The organism is Mesorhizobium loti R88b (assembly GCF_013170845.1).
GTDB lineage: Bacteria > Pseudomonadota > Alphaproteobacteria > Rhizobiales > Rhizobiaceae > Mesorhizobium > Mesorhizobium loti_B.
Map to the genome: position 1 here is coordinate 1458163 of NZ_CP033367.1, position 17771 is coordinate 1475933.

Here is a 17771-nt window from a genome sequence, read left to right on the forward strand (position 1 = left end):
TTATGCCAATGATAGGGTCCGCGATAGTCCAGGGGTCGGGTACAAAAAACGGGCGATCGGAAAGGCGTGCTTCGAAAACACGCATGGCGATCAAAAAATCACGTTGCAATCCGGGCTCGAAACTTTACGACTAGGGGAAATACGAAAAGGAATGCGTCTGCATGGGCGACATTCCAGGGGAGCCATGTACACATGCAGTATTTTGTCCAGCAGCTTATCAACGGGCTGACGCTGGGATCGATCTATGGGCTGATCGCGATCGGCTACACGATGGTCTACGGCATCATCGGCATGATCAATTTCGCCCATGGCGATATCTTCATGGTGGGCGCCTTCGCGGCGCTGATCGTTTTCCTGATCCTCACGTCGCTGTTTTATTCGGTGCCCGTGGTCATCGCGCTGCTGGTCATGATGATCGTGGCGATGCTGCTGACCAGCCTCTACAACTGGACGATCGAGAAGGTGGCCTACCGGCCGCTGCGCGGTTCGTTCCGGCTGGCGCCGCTGATCACCGCCATCGGCATGTCGATCGCGCTGTCGAATTTCGTCCAGGTGACGCAGGGCCCGCGCAACAAGCCGATCCCGCCGATGGTATCGCAGGTCTACAACATCGACGGCGTCAGCGTGTCGCTGAAGCAGATCATCATCGTCATTGTCACCGCGCTGCTGCTGGCGCTGTTCTGGTACCTGGTCAACAAGACCTCGCTTGGCCGCGCCCAGCGCGCCTGCGAACAGGACCGTAAGATGGCGGCGCTGCTCGGCATCGATGTCGATCGCACCATCTCGATCACCTTCATCATGGGCGCAGCCCTTGCCGCCGTCGCCGGTACGCTGTTCCTGATGTATTACGGCGTCGTTGCCTTCTCCGACGGCTTCACACCTGGCGTGAAGGCCTTCACGGCGGCGGTGCTCGGCGGCATCGGCTCACTGCCAGGTGCCGTGCTCGGCGGGCTGTTGATCGGCTTTATCGAGAGCATGTGGTCGGCGTATTTCTCGATCGATTACAAGGACGTCGCGGCGTTCTCGATCCTGGCAATCGTGCTGATCTTCCTGCCTTCCGGCATTCTGGGCCGGCCAGAAGTCGAAAAGGTCTGAGACCATGGCCGTCACCGTATCTCCCGAGCGCGACACCGTCGCCACCCCTGTCCAACGCGCCCTCAAGGAAGCGTTCTATGCCGGCGCCATCTCGCTTGGCCTGTTCGTGCTGTTCATCGGCCTGAAGACCGGTCAGAACATGCGCAATGAACTGGTCGTGACGACACGCTGGGGCCTGCTCGCGGCCGTGGTGATTGCCACCGCCGTCGGCCGCTTCCTCTATATCGCCTATGGCCAGCCCTTCATGGCCAGCCAAAAGATAACCAACGTTGCCACCGGCCTGTTGCCGGCGAGCGTAGCGTCACGGTTCTTCCAGTTGCCGTGGTTCATCGCGGCAGCCGTCGCCGCGGTGCTGCTGTTCGCGGTCAATAGCTCTCTCGCCGGATGGGTGGGAGCGGAAGCGGCCGGCTACCTGCAGTTCCTGCGCGCGCTGGCGGTCATCTATGTGCTGGCCAGCGTGATCTACTATTTCCGCGCTTTCATCCACACCAACTTCACCAAATTGGGCATCACAGCGCTGGTGCTGTACCCCATTCTGGTGGTCGTGGTGCTGTCGCTGAACGCCTGGTCGATCACTGGCGGGCTGCAGGGTTCGCTGAAATGGGTCGATAATTTCGGCATCCAGATCCTGATCTATGTGATGCTGGCCTGGGGCCTGAACATCGTCGTTGGCCTCGCCGGCCTGCTCGATCTCGGCTACGTCGCCTTCTATGCACTTGGCGCCTATGCGTATGCGCTTCTCGCCACGCAGTTCGGCCTGTCGTTCTGGATACTGTTGCCGGCCGCTGGGGCCATGGCTGCGCTGTGGGGCGTGCTGCTCGGTTTCCCCGTGCTGCGCCTGCGTGGCGACTATCTGGCGATCGTGACGCTGGCTTTCGGCGAGATCATCCGCCTGGTGCTGATCAACTGGCGCGAGGTCACCAACGGGTCGGCCGGCATTTCCGGCATTCCCAAAGTCAGCTTCTTCGGCCTGATGTCGTTCAACGTGTCGGACCCGAACTACATCGCCAAGGTGCTGCACATCGCCCAGTCAGGCGCCTACTACAAGATTTTCCTCTACTATCTGATCCTGGGCCTGTGCCTGCTCACCGCCTTCGTCACCGTCAGGCTGCGCCGTCTGCCGGTCGGCCGCGCATGGGAAGCACTGCGCGAGGACGAAATCGCCTGCCGCTCGCTTGGCATCAACACGACGACGACCAAGCTGACGGCCTTTGCCACCGGTGCCATGTTCGGTGGCTTCGCCGGCTCTTTCTTCGCCGCGCGGCAAGGCTTCGTCAGCCCCGAATCCTTCGTCTTCCTGGAATCCGCCATCATCCTTGCCATCGTCGTTCTCGGCGGCATGGGCTCCCTGGTCGGCATCGCGGTTGCCGCGATGGTGATGATCGGCGGCACCGAGGCGCTGCGCGAACTCGATTTCCTCAAGCAGATCTTCGGGGACGATTTCACCCCGGAACTCTACCGCATGCTTCTGTTCGGCATGGCCATGGTGATCGTCATGCTGTGGAAGCCGCGCGGTTTCGTCGGCAGTCGTGAACCAACCGCCTTCCTCAAGGAGCGAAGGGCTGTCTCCGGTTCCTTCACCAAGGAGGGCCACGGCTGATGAACGCGAGCACACCAATGAACGGCGCTATCCTGCAGGTCGATCACCTGTCGATGAAGTTCGGCGGCCTTGTCGCCATCGGCGACCTGTCCTTCACCGCCAAGCGCGGCGAGATCACGGCGCTGATCGGACCCAACGGCGCCGGCAAGACGACCGTGTTCAACTGCATCACCGGTTTCTACAAGCCGTCAGAAGGCATGATCACGCTCAACCGAGCCGACGGCTCGTCTTACCTGCTCGAACGTCTGCCCAATCATGAGATTCCGGCGCGCGCCAAGGTGGCGCGTACCTTCCAGAACATCCGCCTGTTCTCTGGCATGACGCTGCTGGAGAACCTGCTGGTTGCCCAACACAACAAGCTGATGAAGGCATCGGGCTATACGATCTTGGGCCTGTTCGGCTTCAGCGGCTACCGCAAGGCCTCAGCAGAATCGGTGGAGCTTGCCAAGCACTGGCTGGAGAAGGCCGATCTCGTAGACCGTGCCGACGACCCGGCCGGCGACCTGCCCTATGGTGCGCAGCGGCGCCTCGAGATCGCGCGTGCCATGTGCACCGGTCCCGAGCTTCTGTGTCTCGACGAGCCGGCGGCCGGCCTCAATCCGAAGGAATCGGCGGCGCTCAACGAACTGCTGATCGACATCAAGAACACATCGGGCACCTCGATCCTGCTGATCGAGCATGACATGTCCGTGGTCATGCAGATTTCGGACCATGTCGTGGTGCTGGAATATGGTCGCAAGATTTCCGACGGCAATCCGCAGTCGGTGCGCACCGATCCGCGCGTCATCGCCGCCTATCTCGGCGTCGACGACGATGAGGTCGAGACCGTTCTGACCGAGGTCGGCGACGAGGATGTCATCGAACAGCTCGATACGGGTCCTGACTCCGCGCATGGCCCGGGGACATCGTCGTCATATCTTGCCGGGCCGGTGAGCGATACCGTCGGGCACAGCACCGGCGAGCGTGTGACCGTGTCGAAGGGCGCCTCGAAGGCGGCTCAGGTCGACGCCCGTGCCGCCAGCGTGGCGAGCAAGCCTGTCGTGCCGCCGACTCCGGCCAAGCCAGCCGCGAAGGCGGGCGCGGCGAAAGCAGCACCAAGGAAAACGGCCGCCAAGACGCCCGTCGCGAAAGCCGAAGGCATTTCGAACCGCCTCGCTGCCCCGCGGGGCGGCAAGGCCGACAATCTGACCCGCATCAAGGGCATCGGCACGGTCAACGAGAAGAAGCTCAACGAACACGGCATCTTCCACTTCGACCAGATCGGCGCCTGGAAGAAGGCCGACGTCGAGGCGGCCGAAGCCTATCTCGCCTTTGACGGACGCATTGCGCGTGAGGAATGGGTCAAGCAGGCCAAACTGCTCGGCCAGGGCAAGGATACGGAATTCTCGCGCCGCGTCGATGCGGGCAAGGTGGCGACCAGCCATGCTGCCGCAAAGACTGCCGCTGTCAAACCCGCGGCGGGCAAGCGCGGAGGGAGCAAGTGATGGCCGGGACAACGCTGCTCGATATCAAGGGTGTGCAGACCTACTACGGCAACATCCGGGCGCTGAACGGGGTCGATGTTTCCGTCAATGAGGGTGAGATCGTCGCACTGATCGGCGCCAATGGCGCCGGCAAATCGACGCTGATGATGACTATTTTCGGGGCTCCACGCGCCCGCACCGGCACCATCACCTTCGCCGGCACCGATATCACCCAATTGCCGACGCACGAGATCGCGCGCCTGCGCATCGCCCAATCGCCGGAAGGTCGCCGTATCTTCCCGCGCATGACGGTGATGGAAAACCTGCAGATGGGCGCCAGCCTCGACAACCTCAAGCACTATGACGAGGACGTCGAGAAGGTGTTCACGCTGTTCCCGCGGCTGAAGGAGCGCATCGGCCAGCGCGGCGGCACGCTGTCGGGCGGCGAGCAGCAGATGCTGTCGATCGGGCGCGCGCTGATGGCGCGGCCGAAACTGCTTCTGCTCGATGAACCGTCGCTGGGCCTGGCGCCGTTGATCGTCAAGCAGATCTTCGACGCCATCCGCGAGTTGAACCGCACGCAAGGGCTGACCGTGTTCCTGGTCGAGCAGAACGCCTTCGGCGCGCTCAAGCTCGCCACGCGCGGCTATGTCATGGTCAACGGCAATGTGACGATGAGCGGCACCGGCAAGGAACTGCTCGCCAATCCCGAAGTGCGTGCCGCCTATCTCGAAGGCGGACATCACTGAGTTTGGAGCGGAATGTGCATCCGGTATTCCGCTCCAAGTTGTTTGTTTGTCGCATGACCTTTGTCCGAAAAGTCTGCAACTTTTCGGGATCACGCTAAGGAGACTTCGCCATGCAAGGCATTCTCTACGAGGAACCGTCGATCTGGCAGTTCTTCTTCGTCACCTGCCTGCTCGGCGGCTGGGCGGCATGGATGACCGGCAAGGCCAGCGCCCAGACATGGCGCAGCTTTCCGCAGCTGTTCGTCTATATGCTCGGCCTTGGCATCGGCATCCGCTTCATCCATCACGCGCTGTTCAACGGCACGATGTTTTCGCTGCACTACTATATCGTCGACACCATCGTGCTGATGATACTGGGCTTCGTCGGCTATCAATACACACGAACCAACCAGATGGTCACACAGTATAATTGGCTCTACGAAAGAGCTTCAATCTTGAGCTGGAAACCGAAAGGTTGACGTTCATCATTAACGCCGCTTCAGGGATGAATCGGCGTGACAAGTGCCTGAAAATCGGCAAACTATGCCTTCTGCGATAAGGGTGGGCATCGCATGAAAGCTTCATCCACGCCCACTCCGTTAATGGGAGCGTTTAAATGAAAAAGTCACTTTTGTCCGCCGTGGCCCTGACCGCGCTTGTCGCGTTCGGCGGCAACGCGTGGGCTGATGTAATATTCGGCGTTGCCGGTCCGATCACCGGCCCGAACGCGGCCTTCGGCGCACAGCTGCAGAAGGGCGCCGAGGCTGCCGTGGCCGCGATCAACGCTAAGGGCGGCGTCAATGGCGAGCAGATCAAGCTCGAAGTCGGCGACGACGTCTCCGATCCGAAGCAGGGCATCTCGGTCGCCAACAAGTTCGTCGGCGACGGTGTCAAGTTCGTGATCGGCCACTTCAACTCGGGCGTGTCGATCCCGGCCTCGGAAGTCTACGCTGAAAACAACATCGTCGAAATCACGCCGGCCGCAACCAACCCGAAGTTCACCGAGCGTGGCTTGTGGAACGTGTTCCGCACCTGCGGACGCGACGATCAGCAGGGCAGCATCGCCGGCGCCTATATCGCCGCGAATTTCAAGGATGCCAAGGTCGCCGTCGTGCACGACAAGACCCCTTATGGCCAGGGCCTTGCCGACGAAACCAAGAAGGCGATGAATGCCGCTGGCGTCACGGAAGTGATGTATGAAGGCATCAATGTCGGCGACAAGGACTTCTCGGCGCTGATCGCCAAGATGAAGGAAGCCGGCGTCACCCTGATCTACTGGGGTGGCCTGCACACCGAAGCCGGCCTGATCATCCGCCAGTCCGCGGACCAGGGCCTCAAGGCAACGATGATGTCGGGCGACGGCATCGTGACGGACGAGCTTGCCGCGATCGCGGGCGACGCCGTCGCCGGTACGCTCAACACGTTCGGACCCGATCCGCGCCTGATCCCGGCCAACAAGGAACTCGTCGAGAAGTTCCGTGCGCAGGGCTTCGAGCCGGAAGCTTACACGCTCTACGCCTATGCCGCCGTGCAGGTGGTCGCCGAGGCGGCCGCTGCCGCCAAGACGAACGACCCGCAGGCCGTTGCCAAGGCGATGCATGAAAGCGGCCCGTTCCCCACCGTCCTGGGCGATCTTGCCTATGACGCCAAGGGTGATCCGAAGCTGCCGGGCTACATCATGTACGAGTGGAAGAAGAAGGACGACGGAAAGTATTCCTGGTTCCCGAAATAAGCTGCTCAGACAGGTCTGAAACCAATGATGCCCGGCGCCTTGCGCCGGGCATTTTCTTTGGCGCGTCCGGCCGCCGATGACCTTTCTGGCGAGATCCTCCTAGCCGGGAAGATCGCTTCCAGGATCGAAATTGTCGCCCTTGTTGCGTCCGTCCGAACGGAGGCGTGCGAGTGTTGGCCGGATAATTGATTTAAATCGGTTTAAATCAGCGTTGATTTTGTTTGCACTGCAGCATTTTCACGCTAATCATTGCACCGTTTTCCCGTTCCTTCCGCTGCTGGAGCCCAGTCCTTGGCCATCACGAAGATCCTCGTCGCCAACCGGTCCGAAATCGCCATCCGCGTCTTTCGCGCGGCCAACGAGCTAGGCCTCAAAACCGTGGCGATCTGGGCCGAGGAAGACAAATATTCGCTGCACCGATTCAAGGCCGACGAAAGCTACCAGGTCGGCCGCGGCCCGCATCTGACCAAGGACATGGGGCCGATCGAGAGTTATCTGTCGATCGAGGAAGTGATCCGCGTCGCCAGGCTTTCGGGTGCCGATGCCATCCACCCGGGCTACGGGCTTTTGTCCGAAAGCCCTGAATTCGCCGAAGCCTGCGCGCAAGCCGGAATCACCTTCATCGGCCCGAAGCCGGACACGATGCGCCGGCTCGGCAACAAGGTCGCGGCGCGCAACCTCGCCATCGAGGTCGGCGTGCCGGTGATTCCGGCCACTGATCCGTTGCCGGACGACATGGAGGCGGTCAAGAAACTGGCCAAGGAGATCGGCTATCCGGTGATGCTGAAGGCGTCGTGGGGCGGTGGTGGGCGCGGCATGCGCGCCATCCGCGCCGAGGCCGACCTTGCCCGCGAAGTGATGGAAGGCAAGCGCGAGGCGAAGGCCGCCTTCGGCAAGGACGAGGTCTATCTCGAAAAGCTGATCGAGCGTGCCCGCCATGTCGAGGTACAGGTGCTCGGCGACACGCATGGCAATGCCGTGCACCTGTTCGAGCGCGACTGCTCGATCCAGCGCCGCAACCAGAAGGTCGTCGAGCGGGCGCCGGCGCCATACCTGCAGATGTCGCAGCGCGAGGAGCTTTGCGGCTACGCGCTGAAGCTTGCTCGCGAAACCAATTATATCGGCGCCGGCACGGTCGAATTCCTGCAGGATGCCGACAGCGGCAAATTCTATTTCATCGAGGTCAATCCGCGCATCCAGGTCGAGCACACCGTCACCGAGCAGGTGACCGGCATCGATATCGTCAAGGCGCAGATCCACATCCTCGACGGCTTCGCCATCGGCACGCCGGAATCGGGCGTGCCGGCGCAAAGCGACATCAGGCTGAACGGCCATGCCTTGCAGTGCCGCATCACCACCGAGGATCCCGAGCACAACTTCATTCCGGATTATGGCCGCATCACCGCCTATCGCGGCGCCACCGGCTTCGGTATTCGCCTCGACGGCGGCACCGCCTATTCCGGCGCGGTCATCACCCGCTTCTACGATCCGCTGCTGGAGAAGGTGACGGCGTGGGCGCCGACGCCGGCCGAGACCATCGCGCGCATGAACCGCGCGTTGCGCGAGTTCCGCATCCGCGGCGTCGCCACCAACCTGACCTTTCTCGAAGCGATCATCAACCACCCGAGCTTCGCCGACAATTCCTACACGACGAGGTTCATCGACACGACGCCGGAGCTGTTCCAGCAGGTCAAGCGCCAGGACCGCGCCACCAAGCTCATCAACTATCTCGCCGACGTTTCGGTCAACGGCCATCCCGAAACGCGTGGCCGGCCGACACCAAAGGCCGATGCGGCCGCACCCGTCGTGCCCTACCTCAACGGCAATGTGCCCGGCGGCAGCAAGCAGAAGCTGGACGTGCTCGGCCCGGAGAAATTCGCCGCCTGGATGCGCGAGCAAAGGCAAGTCCTGGTCACCGACACGACGATGCGTGACGGCCACCAGTCGCTGCTGGCGACGCGCGTGCGCACGCATGACATTGCCGGCATTGCCGGCACCTATGCGCGTGCCTTGCCGCAGCTTCTGTCGCTCGAATGCTGGGGCGGCGCGACCTTCGATGTCGCCATGCGTTTCCTCACCGAGGACCCGTGGGAGCGGCTGTCGCTGGTGCGCGAGGCAGCGCCCAACCTGTTGCTGCAGATGCTTTTGCGCGGCGCCAACGGTGTCGGCTACACCAATTATCCCGACAATGTCGTGCAGCATTTCGTCAAGCAGGCGGCTGCCGGCGGCATCGACCTGTTCCGCGTCTTCGACTGCCTGAACTGGGTCGAGAACATGCGCGTTGCCATGGACGCGGTCGGCGCCGAGGGCAAGCTGTGTGAGGCGGCAATCTGCTATACAGGCGACATTCTCGATCCGGCGCGGGCCAAATACGATTTGAAATATTATGTCGGCCTGGCCGGCGAATTGCAGGCCGCCGGCGCCCACATCATCGCCGTCAAGGACATGGCCGGGCTCTTGAAGCCGGCTGCGGCGCGCGTGCTGTTCAAGGCGCTGCGCGAGGCGACCGACCTGCCGATCCATTTCCACACCCACGATACGTCAGGCCTGTCGGCGGCGACCGTGCTGGCGGCGGTGGAGAGCGGCGTCGATGCTATCGACGCCGCAATGGACGCCTTCTCCGGCAACACCTCGCAGCCTTGCCTGGGCTCGATCGTCGAGGCGCTGAAGGGCACCGAACGCGACCCCGGGCTCGACCCGCAATGGATCCGCAAGATCTCGTTCTACTGGGAGGCGGTGCGCAACCAGTACGCCGCTTTCGAAAGCGACCTCAAGGGGCCGGCCTCGGAAGTCTATCTGCACGAAATGCCGGGCGGTCAGTTCACCAACCTCAAGGAGCAGGCGCGCTCGCTCGGGTTGGAGACGCGCTGGCACGAGGTGGCGCAGACCTATCACGACGTCAATCTGATGTTCGGCGACATCGTCAAGGTGACGCCGTCATCCAAGGTCGTCGGCGACATGGCGCTGATGATGGTCAGCCAGGACCTGACCGTCGCCGATGTCGAGAATCCCAACAAGGATATTGCCTTCCCGGACTCGGTCGTGTCGATGCTGCGCGGCGATCTTGGCCAGTCGCCTGGCGGTTGGCCAGAAGCGCTGCAGAAGAAGGCGCTGAAGGGCGACAAGCCGATCACGGCGCGGCCCGGCTCGCTGCTGAAGCCCGCCGATCTCGCGGCCAGCCGCAAGGAGATCGAGGAGAAGCTGGATCGCAAGCTCAGTGAGTACGAATTCGCCTCGTGGCTGATGTATCCGAAGGTGTTTACCGACTTCGCCGGCGCGCAAGAGACTTACGGCCCGGTCAGCGTTCTGCCGACGCCGACCTATTTCTACGGCATGAAGTCCGAAGATGAGATCTTCGTCGACATCGAGAAGGGCAAGACACTGGTGGTGCGTTGCCTCGCCATCGGCGATGTCGACGACAAGGGCATGGTCACCGTGTTCTTCGAGCTCAACGGCCAGCCGCGGCGTGTCAAGGTGCCCGACCGGGCGCATGGCGCGTCCGCCGCCAAGGCGCGCCGCAAGGCCGAGCCCGGCAACGAGGCACATGTCGGCGCGCCGATGCCGGGTGTGGTCTCCGCCCTTTCGGTCGCTGCCGGCCAGGCGGTGAAGGCTGGCGACGTGCTGCTTTCCATCGAAGCAATGAAGATGGAAACGGCGCTGCATGCCGAACGCGACGGCACCGTCGCCGAGGTGCTGGTCAAGGCCGGCGACCAGATCGACGCGAAGGATCTGTTGATCGCCTTCGGTTAGTCGACACCTTTCCACGGGATGGCTGTCTGCATCATGGCGGCAGCGTTGGTTCGACCGTCGATAACGGCTTGACCCGATGCCCCCGGTCGGGCATCGAACCGCTGAATTTGCTGCGGCCTGTTTTCCCGAGTCGCGGCGCGGAACCAATTTTTGGAGAAAAACATGGCCGACGATATCACCGATACCAGCCAGACTGTTGCCGCCGGCCAGCTGCGTGCCCTCATCGAGCGCATTGAGCGGCTCGAAGAAGAAAAGAAGACGATCGCCGACGACATCAAGGAAGTGTTCGCCGAGGCCAAGGGCACCGGCTTCGACACCAAGGCGATCCGCACCATCATCCGTCTGCGCAAGAAGGACCAGGCCGAGCGCCAGGAAGAGGACGCCATCCTCGATCTGTATATGGCCGCGCTCGGCATGGTGTGAGGCCAAGCCTCATGACTTCCCGAGGCGGTCATGAGTGAATTCGATTTCGGTGGCCGCCGGGCCTCGGAATTCCGCCATCGCGGCTTCTGGACGCTGTTCGCCGAGCGGCACCCGGAAGAAAAAGCCCGGTTGGCGCGGCGCGGACCCTGGTTCTGGCAGCGCGGGCTGCCTGACTTCGCTTTGGTTCTTTCCATGTATGTCGCGCCGGCGCAGAACCATGTCGGCGTCTTCTTCGGCCGCAACGAGAAGTTCGGCGCCACGCAAAGCTGGGCGCGGTTGAAGCCGTTCCAGCCGGCGATCGAGGACCGGCTGAAGCTCAGGCCGGAACAAAGCTCGCAAGGTCTCGGCATCAATTCGATGTGGCGGGTCAACTGCTACGCCGAGGACAATTGGCCTGCCATGACCGACTGGCTGGTGACGGAATGCTCACGTGTCGAGCACGCCGTCACCGAAGTGCTTGGACAGGAGTAGGGCGCCGATGTCCGCGGATTTCTTCCGCTCGCGTTGGCTTGGCCAGGTGCCGCTCGACCGGTTGTTCTGGCGCGACATGCTGCTTGTCGGCACCATGATCAGCATGGCCTCGTCAGCGCTGGCGCTTGTCCTGCTTGGACTGAAAATGCCGCTCGGCCTCGTGCTTGCCGCCCCTTTCGCGCCTGTGCCCTATACCATCTTCCTGACCATTTCCGTCTGGCGGACGGCAGAGAAATCGGGCGGCGCCAAGGCTTCGCTGATGATGCTGGGCTCGGCGCTCTGGCTTATCGCCACCGTGGTCGTTTGAAGCAGCGCGCATACGAAAAGGGCGGCCGAAGCCGCCCTTTGCTGAAAGCTTGCAGAATGCCGCTCAGGCCGCCGGCTCGAATTTCAGCGCCACGCCGTTGATGCAGTAGCGCAGGCCGGTCGGCGGCGGGCCGTCCTCGAAGACATGGCCGAGATGGCTGCCGCAGCGGGCACAATGGCATTCGGTACGGACCATGCCATAGCTGCGGTCGACGGTGTTCTCGACCGAACCGGGCACCGGGTCATTGAAGCTCGGCCAGCCGGTGCCGCTCTCGAACTTCAGCTTGGATTCAAACAGCGGCTGGTCGCAGCCAGCGCAGGAAAATGTGCCGGCGCGCTTCTCGTAGAGCAAGGCGCAGCTTCCCGGCCGTTCGGTGCCATGATTGCGCATGACCGCATATTGCTCCGGCGTCAGCCGGGCGCGCCATTCGGCGTCGGTGCGGGTTACGGGGTAGGTGTGGGTGTCCATTTGATCTCCTCAGCCTTGGCGGCTCGTTGTTGATTGCAACCGGATATTCGCACCAACATAGGCATTTGTTACAGGTTCGCCCAGCGGCGCGCCCTCCGCAAGATCAATGTTTCCTCGAAAGCTGCCTCGTCGCGCCTTCGAGCCCGGCGAGCGTCAGCGGGAACATGCGACCGCCGAACATGTCGCGGATCATGGCGATCGAATGGGTGTAGCCCCAGTTCTTTTCTGTTTCAGGGTTCAGCCATACCGCGTTCGGCCATTGCTGCAGAAGGCGGCCGAGCCAGACGGCGCCTGCCTCCGGATTCCAGTGCTCGACCGAGCCGCCGGGATGGGCGATCTCGTAGGGGCTCATCGAGGCATCGCCGACGACGATCACCTTGTAGTCCGGGCCGTATTTGTGGAGGAGGTCGACGGTCGCAATCACCTCGGCATGGCGGCGTCGGTTGTCTTTCCACACGCCCTCGTAGAGGCAGTTGTGGAAATAGAAATATTCGAGCTGGCGGAATTCGGCGCGCGCGGCCGAGAACAGTTCCTCGACGCTCTTGATGTGATCGTCCATCGAGCCGCCGACATCGAAGAACATCAACAGTTTTACGGCATTGCGCCGCTCAGGTCGCGTCTGCACGTCGAGGTAGCCATGCTCGGCGGTGGCGTGGATGGTGCCGGGCAGGTCGAATTCTTCCTCCGCGCCCTCGCGGACCCAACGGCGCAGCCGCTTCAGCGCGATCTTGATGTTGCGGGTGCCAAGCTCGACGGCATCATCGAAATTCCTGAACTCGCGCTTGTCCCAGACTTTCACCGCGCGGCGGTTGCGGCTTTCGTGCTGGCCAATGCGCACGCCTTCGGGATTGTAGCCATAGGCGCCGAAGGGTGAGGTCCCGCCGGTGCCGATCCATTTCGAGCCGCCCTGGTGGCGACCCTTCTGCTCCTCGAGCCGCTGCTTCAAGGTCTCCATCAGCTTCTCGAAACCGCCCAGCGCCTCGACCAGTTTCTTCTCCTCCTCGGTCAGGTGCTTTTCGGCGAGGCGGCGCAGCCATTCTTCCGGAATGTTGGCGACGTCAACCGCATCCGGTCCGCCCAGCGCCTCGATGCCCTTGAAGACATGCGCGAAAACCTGGTCGAAGCGGTCGATATGGCGCTCGTCCTTCACCAAAGCGGCGCGGGCGAGATAGTAAAAACCCTCGACATCGTAGTCGACCAGCCCGGCTTCCAGCCCCTCCAGCAGCGACAAATATTCCCGCAGCGAAACGGGAACACGCGCGGCTTTCAGTTCGAGGAAGAAGGGGATGAACATTTTCTATCTACAGCAAATCATACTCGATGAAGCCAGTCCTGCGCGCGACATGGTCGTAGAGCTTGCGGGCCGTGGCGTTGGTCTCGTGCGTCATCCAGTAGACGTTCTTGACGCCGATTTTTTCCGCTTCCTGTTTCACTGCCTTGATCAGGGCTGCGCCAATGCCCTTGCCGCGCACATCCGGGTCGGCGAACAGATCCTGCAGATAGCAGTTGTTTTTCTCCGACCAGCCGGAGCGGTGATAGAGGTAGTGGGTGAGGCCGACCGCCTTGCCGTCGAGCGTGGCGATGAAACCCTTGGGCTCGAACTCACCCGCCGTAAACAGCCGCTTCCAGGTGACGGCGTAGACCTCTTCCGGAAGCTTGGTCTCGTAGAAAGTGAGGTAGTCGGTCCACAGGCGCTTCCAGTCCGCGTGGTCGGACTGTGCGAGCGGGCGGACGGCAATCTCGGTCATTTCGGTTCCTCCAAAGTCTGATCCGGACGGAATCAGGCCGGACACAGCATCGCCTAAACCGCGGCCGAATTGTACTCGCGAAATGCGGTGGCCAGCACATGCAGCACCTCGCGCGCCCGCGGCACCAGTGTGTGCGAATGCAGGACCACTTCGGACGGGTCAAGCGGCGGCAGGCCAAGCTTGCGGCCAATCTCGACCAGGCCGGGAGGAACGACGCGGTAGGCTAGCGCCGAAACGGCGAAGCCCGCCGAAACCGCAATGTTGACGGCCGCGCCGCCGCCACCCACGAACGCCTCCTCCCAGGCGATGCCGGCCTTGTCCAGCGTCTCGACCGCCCGCACACGATCCGGACAGCTGCATATGGTGCTCAGGAGAGCGAGGCGCAGCGGCGTTCCGCGCTGCCATTCGAAGGAAGGGGTTGCGAACCAGCCATAGTGATTGCGCGACAAGGTTTTGCCCGGACGGCTGTCGCCCTCGCGGTGCACGATGATCGCATCGAGTTCGCCGCGATCGAATGCTTCCTTCAGGACGGTGCTGGTGTCGATCCTCAGACTGAGCGTGAGCGATGGATCGTGCGCGTGGAGCTGGGCGATCAGAACGGAAAGCTCCGCGCCGGCGACATGGTCGACAAAGCCGAGCGCGAGCCGGCAAGGTGCTTCGGCAAACTCGGCCACGGCGAGCTCATGCGCGGCCAGGAAATCGCGTGCGGAGGGCAGGAAAACGGCGCCCTTCGCCGACAGGCTGACGCGGCGCGGCGTGCGCTCGATCAGCCGCGCTCCGAGCTTTTCCTCGAGCCGGCGCAGCTTGACGCTAATCGTGGCCTGGGTGCTGCCCAGCGCTGCGGCTGCCCGGGTGAAACTCTGCAGATCGGCCACCATCACGAAGGTGCGTACGCCGTCGACATCAAGGGTGGTCATTCCAGGCCTTCCATTGGCACCATGCCAATTTGTCATTTCTGATATAGCCAACCATAGCCTTTTTTCATGGTCAAGTCTCATCTATGTCAGCCTGACCGCGGTCGAAGAACGCCGCCTCGCACTGCTTCGATGGAAAGTGACCGATATGCCGTTTCAGATTGAACGAAACACCGTTGCGCTTGTGGGGGCTTGCCTTGCCTCGCTGCTGTTTGGCCTCGAAATCTCCAGTGTCCCGGTGATCCTGCCGAAACTGGAGAGCGTGCTTGCCGCCGATTTCAAGGATCTGCAATGGATCATGAACGCCTACACCATTGCCTGCACCACGGTGCTGATGGCGACGGGAACACTGGCCGACCGTTTCGGCCGCAAACGCGTCATGGTGATCACCACCATCGCCTTCGGTGTGGCCTCGCTGCTGTGCGGCCTCGCGCAGAGCGCTCCCCTTCTGATCGTCGCGCGCTTTCTGCAAGGGCTGGCGGGGGGCGCGATGTTCACCTGCAGTGTGGCGGTGCTGTCCCACCAGTTCCAGGATGGTGGCGCCCGCGGCAAGGCCTTTGTCGCCTGGAGCGTCGTCTCCGGCATCGGGCTTGGGTTCGGTCCAGCCATTGGCGGATTGATCGTCGCGTTCTCGAGCTGGCAATGGGTGTTCCTCATCCATGTTCCACTGGCGATCCTGGCGCTTGCCTTCATCATCGCGGGTGTCACGGAATCACGCGATCACAACGCCCAGAAGCTCGATCGGGCCGGCATCCTGACGCTTTCGTTGGCGGTGTTCGGCTTCTCCTATCTGATCACACAAGGCGCTGACCTTGGGACCGGCGCCCGCATTGGCGTGATTGTGGCGTCGGTTGCGGCTTTCATCGCGTTCCTGGTCGCCGAGAGGGTCAATCCCTATCCGATGTTCGATTTCTCCGTCTTCCGCATCCGCCAGTTTTCGGGCGCGATCATGGGTGCGGTCGGCATGAATTTCAGTTACTGGCCATTCATCATCTATCTGCCGATCTATTATTCCGGCGTGCTCGGCTACGACAGCACCACGACCGGCCTGCTGCTGCTGGTCTACACGCTGCCCTTCATGGTGATGCCGCCGATCGCCGAACGCATTCGTTCGCGCTATCAGGCGCGGATTGCGATCCCGCTCGGCTTGCTCACTTTGGGGATCGGTTTTATCACCATGTGGATTGGGTCCGGGCTCGAGGCCGCCAGCTGGCTGACCATGCTGCCAGGCACGTTGATCGCCGGCATCGGTATCGGGCTCACCAATTCACCGACCACCAACACCACGACCGGTGCGGTGTCGCCGGATCGCGCCGGCATGGCGTCGGGCATCGATATCAGCGCGCGCCTGATCACGCTCGCCATCAACATCGCGGTGCTCGGCCTATTGCTGACGCAGGGGATTGTTTCTTATCTCCGCAGCGCATTCGGCACGGCTTTGAGCCCAGGCGCGGTGCGCGCGCTGGCGGAACGGATCGCCACCGGCAATCTCCACGGCCTTGCGCAAGGGACACCCGAGCTCGCTACCCTCGACCCGTCCGGCGCCATTGTGCACGCCGCCCTGGTCAATGGCTTCGGCTGGGTCATGCTCTATTGCGGGATCGGCGTCCTTGCCCTGTCGGTCATTGGCTTCGTCATCTTCGGACCGAAGACCGTCGCGCCGCAGGAGAGAGGGTTTGCCGCCGCCGAGTGAGCAGTCGAAAGCCGGTTGTAGAAAGTGAGGCGGTCTTACGTCCGAGTTGGGTAAAACAAGGGCGGCTTAACGGTTCAACCAAACGTTCAACCGCTGTGGTTTGACGGGCTCTTCGGCAGAAGCTGGCTGGCGAAGACTTCGAATCGACGAACCTCCTCGAGAGATTCGACAGAATCTCCCTGAAACGTATCGATTTCTGCGATCAATCGACCTTCTTCGTCCTGGCTTCGGGATAGCACCAGGCAACGCACGTCACCGGGTCGAGGATAGGCGCTATTTGCATCTAGCCATTCCAACGAAACACGGGCCTGCTTTTCATGGAACTGCCACCGGCGGCCAAACCGATCGTTGAATTCGAATTCAACTATTCCGGGCTGCGGGTCATCGTCGATCCAGCGTGTTATAGAAACCTCTATATCCGCATATTCTTTGGACACGCCTACCCCTGCCGCCGCGCCATGAACGCCAGCCGCTCGAACAGATGTACGTCCTGTTCGTTCTTCAGCAGCGCGCCGTGCAGCTTCGGCAGAGCGTTCTTCGGATCGGCGCGCAAATCCTCGGGCGCGATGTCGTCGGCGACCAGCAGGCGGATCCAGTCGAGCGCTTCGGAGGTCGACGGTTTCTTCTTCAAGCCCGGCACGTCGCGGATCTCGTAGAACTGGGTGAGTGCTGCCCGCACCAGATTCTGCTTGATGCCGGGATAGTGGACGTCGACAATCTTGTGCAGTGTCTCGACATCGGGAAAGCGGATGTAGTGGAAGAAGCAGCGGCGCAGGAAGGCGTCGGGCAGCTCCTTCTCGTTGTTGGAGGTGATGATGACGATCGGCCTGACAGCAGCGCGGATGGTCTCGCCGGTCTCGTAGACGAAGAACTCCATGCGATCGAGTTCCTGCAGCAGGTCGTTGGGGAACTCGATGTCGGCCTTGTCGATCTCGTCAATGAGGAGCACGACCTTCCTGCCGGCCGCGAACGCCTCCCACAGCTTGCCGCGCTTGATGTAGTTCTTGATGTCGTTGAACCTGGCATCGCCGAGCTGGCTGTCGCGCAGCCGCGAGACGGCGTCATATTCGTAAAGGCCCTGTTGCGCCCGCGTCGTCGACTTTACGTGCCATTCGATGAGGTCGAGGCCAAGGGCTGATGCCACCTGGCGGGCAAGTTCGGTCTTGCCGGTGCCTGGCTCACCCTTGACCAGCAAGGGCCGCTCCAGCGCAATCGCCGCGTTGACGGCCACCATCAGATCCTTGTCGGCGACGTAGTCCGCCGTGCCTTCGAAACGCATTTTTGCTCCTTGGTTCATGCCATGAGCGTAAGGACGCCGGTCAGCCTGTGCAAGGGCGAGCCGGCTGCGACGAATGGGCTTGAAACCCGACATGGAATTA

Annotated in this window: 17 protein-coding genes; 11 read left to right on the forward strand and 6 right to left on the reverse strand. The window is 62.1% G+C overall.

What is annotated here, in order from left to right; genetic code table 11:
- The first annotated feature begins 192 nt into the window (after positions 1-192).
- The 10 genes from EB235_RS07050 (at position 193) to EB235_RS07095 (ending at position 11569) form a co-directional block, all read left to right on the forward strand.
- On the forward strand, positions 193-1095 hold the full coding sequence (locus EB235_RS07050) for a branched-chain amino acid ABC transporter permease (RefSeq protein WP_027031671.1): 903 nt from the start codon (positions 193-195) through the stop codon (positions 1093-1095).
- Positions 1096-1099: 4 nt separating this feature from the next.
- Positions 1100-2695, forward strand: a complete 1596-nt coding sequence (livM, locus tag EB235_RS07055) for a high-affinity branched-chain amino acid ABC transporter permease LivM (RefSeq protein WP_027031670.1) — start codon at positions 1100-1102, stop codon at positions 2693-2695.
- Positions 2695-4179 (forward strand): ATP-binding cassette domain-containing protein, encoded by a 1485-nt coding sequence (locus EB235_RS07060; RefSeq protein WP_027031669.1) that lies wholly within the window; start codon positions 2695-2697, stop codon positions 4177-4179. The genes livM and EB235_RS07060 overlap by 1 nt, the downstream gene beginning before the upstream one ends.
- Positions 4179-4907 carry an ABC transporter ATP-binding protein gene (locus EB235_RS07065; protein WP_027031668.1) on the forward strand — a complete coding sequence of 243 codons (729 nt, stop codon included), beginning with the start codon at positions 4179-4181 and terminating at the stop codon, positions 4905-4907. The genes EB235_RS07060 and EB235_RS07065 overlap by 1 nt, the downstream gene beginning before the upstream one ends.
- Positions 4908-5017: 110 nt before the next feature.
- Positions 5018-5365 carry a DUF6867 family protein gene (locus EB235_RS07070; RefSeq protein ID WP_027031667.1) on the forward strand — a complete coding sequence of 116 codons (348 nt, stop codon included), beginning with the start codon at positions 5018-5020 and terminating at the stop codon, positions 5363-5365.
- A 137-nt stretch (positions 5366-5502) separates the two neighbouring features.
- On the forward strand, positions 5503-6618 hold the full coding sequence (locus EB235_RS07075) for a branched-chain amino acid ABC transporter substrate-binding protein (protein WP_027031666.1): 1116 nt from the start codon (positions 5503-5505) through the stop codon (positions 6616-6618).
- A 291-nt stretch (positions 6619-6909) separates the two neighbouring features.
- Complete coding sequence (gene pyc / locus EB235_RS07080; RefSeq protein WP_027031665.1) at positions 6910-10368, forward strand: pyruvate carboxylase; 3459 nt, start codon at positions 6910-6912, stop codon at positions 10366-10368.
- Positions 10369-10530: 162 nt separating this feature from the next.
- Entirely contained in the window at positions 10531-10791 is a 261-nt protein-coding gene (locus EB235_RS07085; protein ID WP_027031664.1) for a DUF2312 domain-containing protein, read from the forward strand.
- Positions 10792-10821: 30 nt separating this feature from the next.
- Positions 10822-11262, forward strand: a complete 441-nt coding sequence (locus EB235_RS07090; protein ID WP_027031663.1) for a hypothetical protein — start codon at positions 10822-10824, stop codon at positions 11260-11262.
- 7 nt (positions 11263-11269) lie between these two features.
- Positions 11270-11569, forward strand: a complete 300-nt coding sequence (locus tag EB235_RS07095; RefSeq protein ID WP_027031662.1) for a hypothetical protein — start codon at positions 11270-11272, stop codon at positions 11567-11569.
- A 63-nt stretch (positions 11570-11632) separates the two neighbouring features.
- On the opposite strand, the gene msrB is transcribed toward EB235_RS07095, so the two are convergent.
- The 4 genes from msrB to EB235_RS07115 form a co-directional block, all read right to left on the reverse strand.
- The gene (gene msrB, locus EB235_RS07100) at positions 11633-12037 is read right to left on the reverse strand and encodes a peptide-methionine (R)-S-oxide reductase MsrB (RefSeq protein ID WP_027031661.1); all 405 of its coding nucleotides are present in this window, start codon (positions 12035-12037) and stop codon (positions 11633-11635) included.
- 103 nt (positions 12038-12140) lie between these two features.
- Positions 12141-13331: a vWA domain-containing protein gene (locus EB235_RS07105; RefSeq protein ID WP_027031660.1), complete on the reverse strand. Its 1191-nt coding sequence runs from the start codon at positions 13329-13331 to the stop codon at positions 12141-12143.
- Between the two features lie 7 nt (positions 13332-13338).
- Entirely contained in the window at positions 13339-13785 is a 447-nt protein-coding gene (locus tag EB235_RS07110) for a GNAT family N-acetyltransferase (protein ID WP_027031659.1), read from the reverse strand.
- Positions 13786-13838: 53 nt separating this feature from the next.
- The gene (locus EB235_RS07115) at positions 13839-14702 is read right to left on the reverse strand and encodes a LysR family transcriptional regulator (RefSeq protein WP_027031658.1); all 864 of its coding nucleotides are present in this window, start codon (positions 14700-14702) and stop codon (positions 13839-13841) included.
- A 145-nt stretch (positions 14703-14847) separates the two neighbouring features.
- Between EB235_RS07115 and EB235_RS07120 the strand changes: the two genes are divergently transcribed.
- Positions 14848-16392, forward strand: coding sequence for an MFS transporter (locus EB235_RS07120; RefSeq protein ID WP_027031657.1), 1545 nt, complete (start codon positions 14848-14850; stop codon positions 16390-16392).
- 86 nt (positions 16393-16478) lie between these two features.
- Here EB235_RS07120 and EB235_RS07125 read toward each other — a convergent pair whose 3' ends face one another.
- Both EB235_RS07125 and EB235_RS07130 read right to left on the reverse strand, forming a co-directional pair.
- Entirely contained in the window at positions 16479-16829 is a 351-nt protein-coding gene (locus EB235_RS07125) for a hypothetical protein (protein WP_032925624.1), read from the reverse strand.
- A gap of 2 nt (positions 16830-16831) precedes the next feature.
- A complete protein-coding gene (locus EB235_RS07130; protein WP_027031656.1) occupies positions 16832-17671 on the reverse strand; it encodes an AAA family ATPase in 840 nt (279 codons plus the stop codon).
- Positions 17672-17771: the final 100 nt, after the last annotated feature.

Bases quoted from the DNA above. Each gene is read 5' to 3' on its own strand.
- EB235_RS07075 (WP_027031666.1), top strand. From the start codon at position 5,503: ATGAAAAAGTCACTTTTGTCCGCCGTGGCCCTGACCGCGCTTGTCGCG.
- EB235_RS07095 (WP_027031662.1), top strand. From the start codon at position 11,270: ATGTCCGCGGATTTCTTCCGCTCGCGTTGGCTTGGCCAGGTGCCGCTC.
- EB235_RS07110 (WP_027031659.1), bottom strand. From the start codon at position 13,785: ATGACCGAGATTGCCGTCCGCCCGCTCGCACAGTCCGACCACGCGGAC.
- EB235_RS07085 (WP_027031664.1), top strand. From the start codon at position 10,531: ATGGCCGACGATATCACCGATACCAGCCAGACTGTTGCCGCCGGCCAG.
- livM (WP_027031670.1), top strand. From the start codon at position 1,100: ATGGCCGTCACCGTATCTCCCGAGCGCGACACCGTCGCCACCCCTGTC.
- EB235_RS07130 (WP_027031656.1), bottom strand. From the start codon at position 17,671: ATGCGTTTCGAAGGCACGGCGGACTACGTCGCCGACAAGGATCTGATG.
- EB235_RS07105 (WP_027031660.1), bottom strand. From the start codon at position 13,331: ATGTTCATCCCCTTCTTCCTCGAACTGAAAGCCGCGCGTGTTCCCGTT.
- EB235_RS07120 (WP_027031657.1), top strand. From the start codon at position 14,848: ATGCCGTTTCAGATTGAACGAAACACCGTTGCGCTTGTGGGGGCTTGC.
- EB235_RS07090 (WP_027031663.1), top strand. From the start codon at position 10,822: ATGAGTGAATTCGATTTCGGTGGCCGCCGGGCCTCGGAATTCCGCCAT.
- EB235_RS07115 (WP_027031658.1), bottom strand. From the start codon at position 14,702: ATGACCACCCTTGATGTCGACGGCGTACGCACCTTCGTGATGGTGGCC.
- EB235_RS07065 (WP_027031668.1), top strand. From the start codon at position 4,179: ATGGCCGGGACAACGCTGCTCGATATCAAGGGTGTGCAGACCTACTAC.
- msrB (WP_027031661.1), bottom strand. From the start codon at position 12,037: ATGGACACCCACACCTACCCCGTAACCCGCACCGACGCCGAATGGCGC.
- EB235_RS07060 (WP_027031669.1), top strand. From the start codon at position 2,695: ATGAACGCGAGCACACCAATGAACGGCGCTATCCTGCAGGTCGATCAC.
- EB235_RS07070 (WP_027031667.1), top strand. From the start codon at position 5,018: ATGCAAGGCATTCTCTACGAGGAACCGTCGATCTGGCAGTTCTTCTTC.
- EB235_RS07050 (WP_027031671.1), top strand. From the start codon at position 193: ATGCAGTATTTTGTCCAGCAGCTTATCAACGGGCTGACGCTGGGATCG.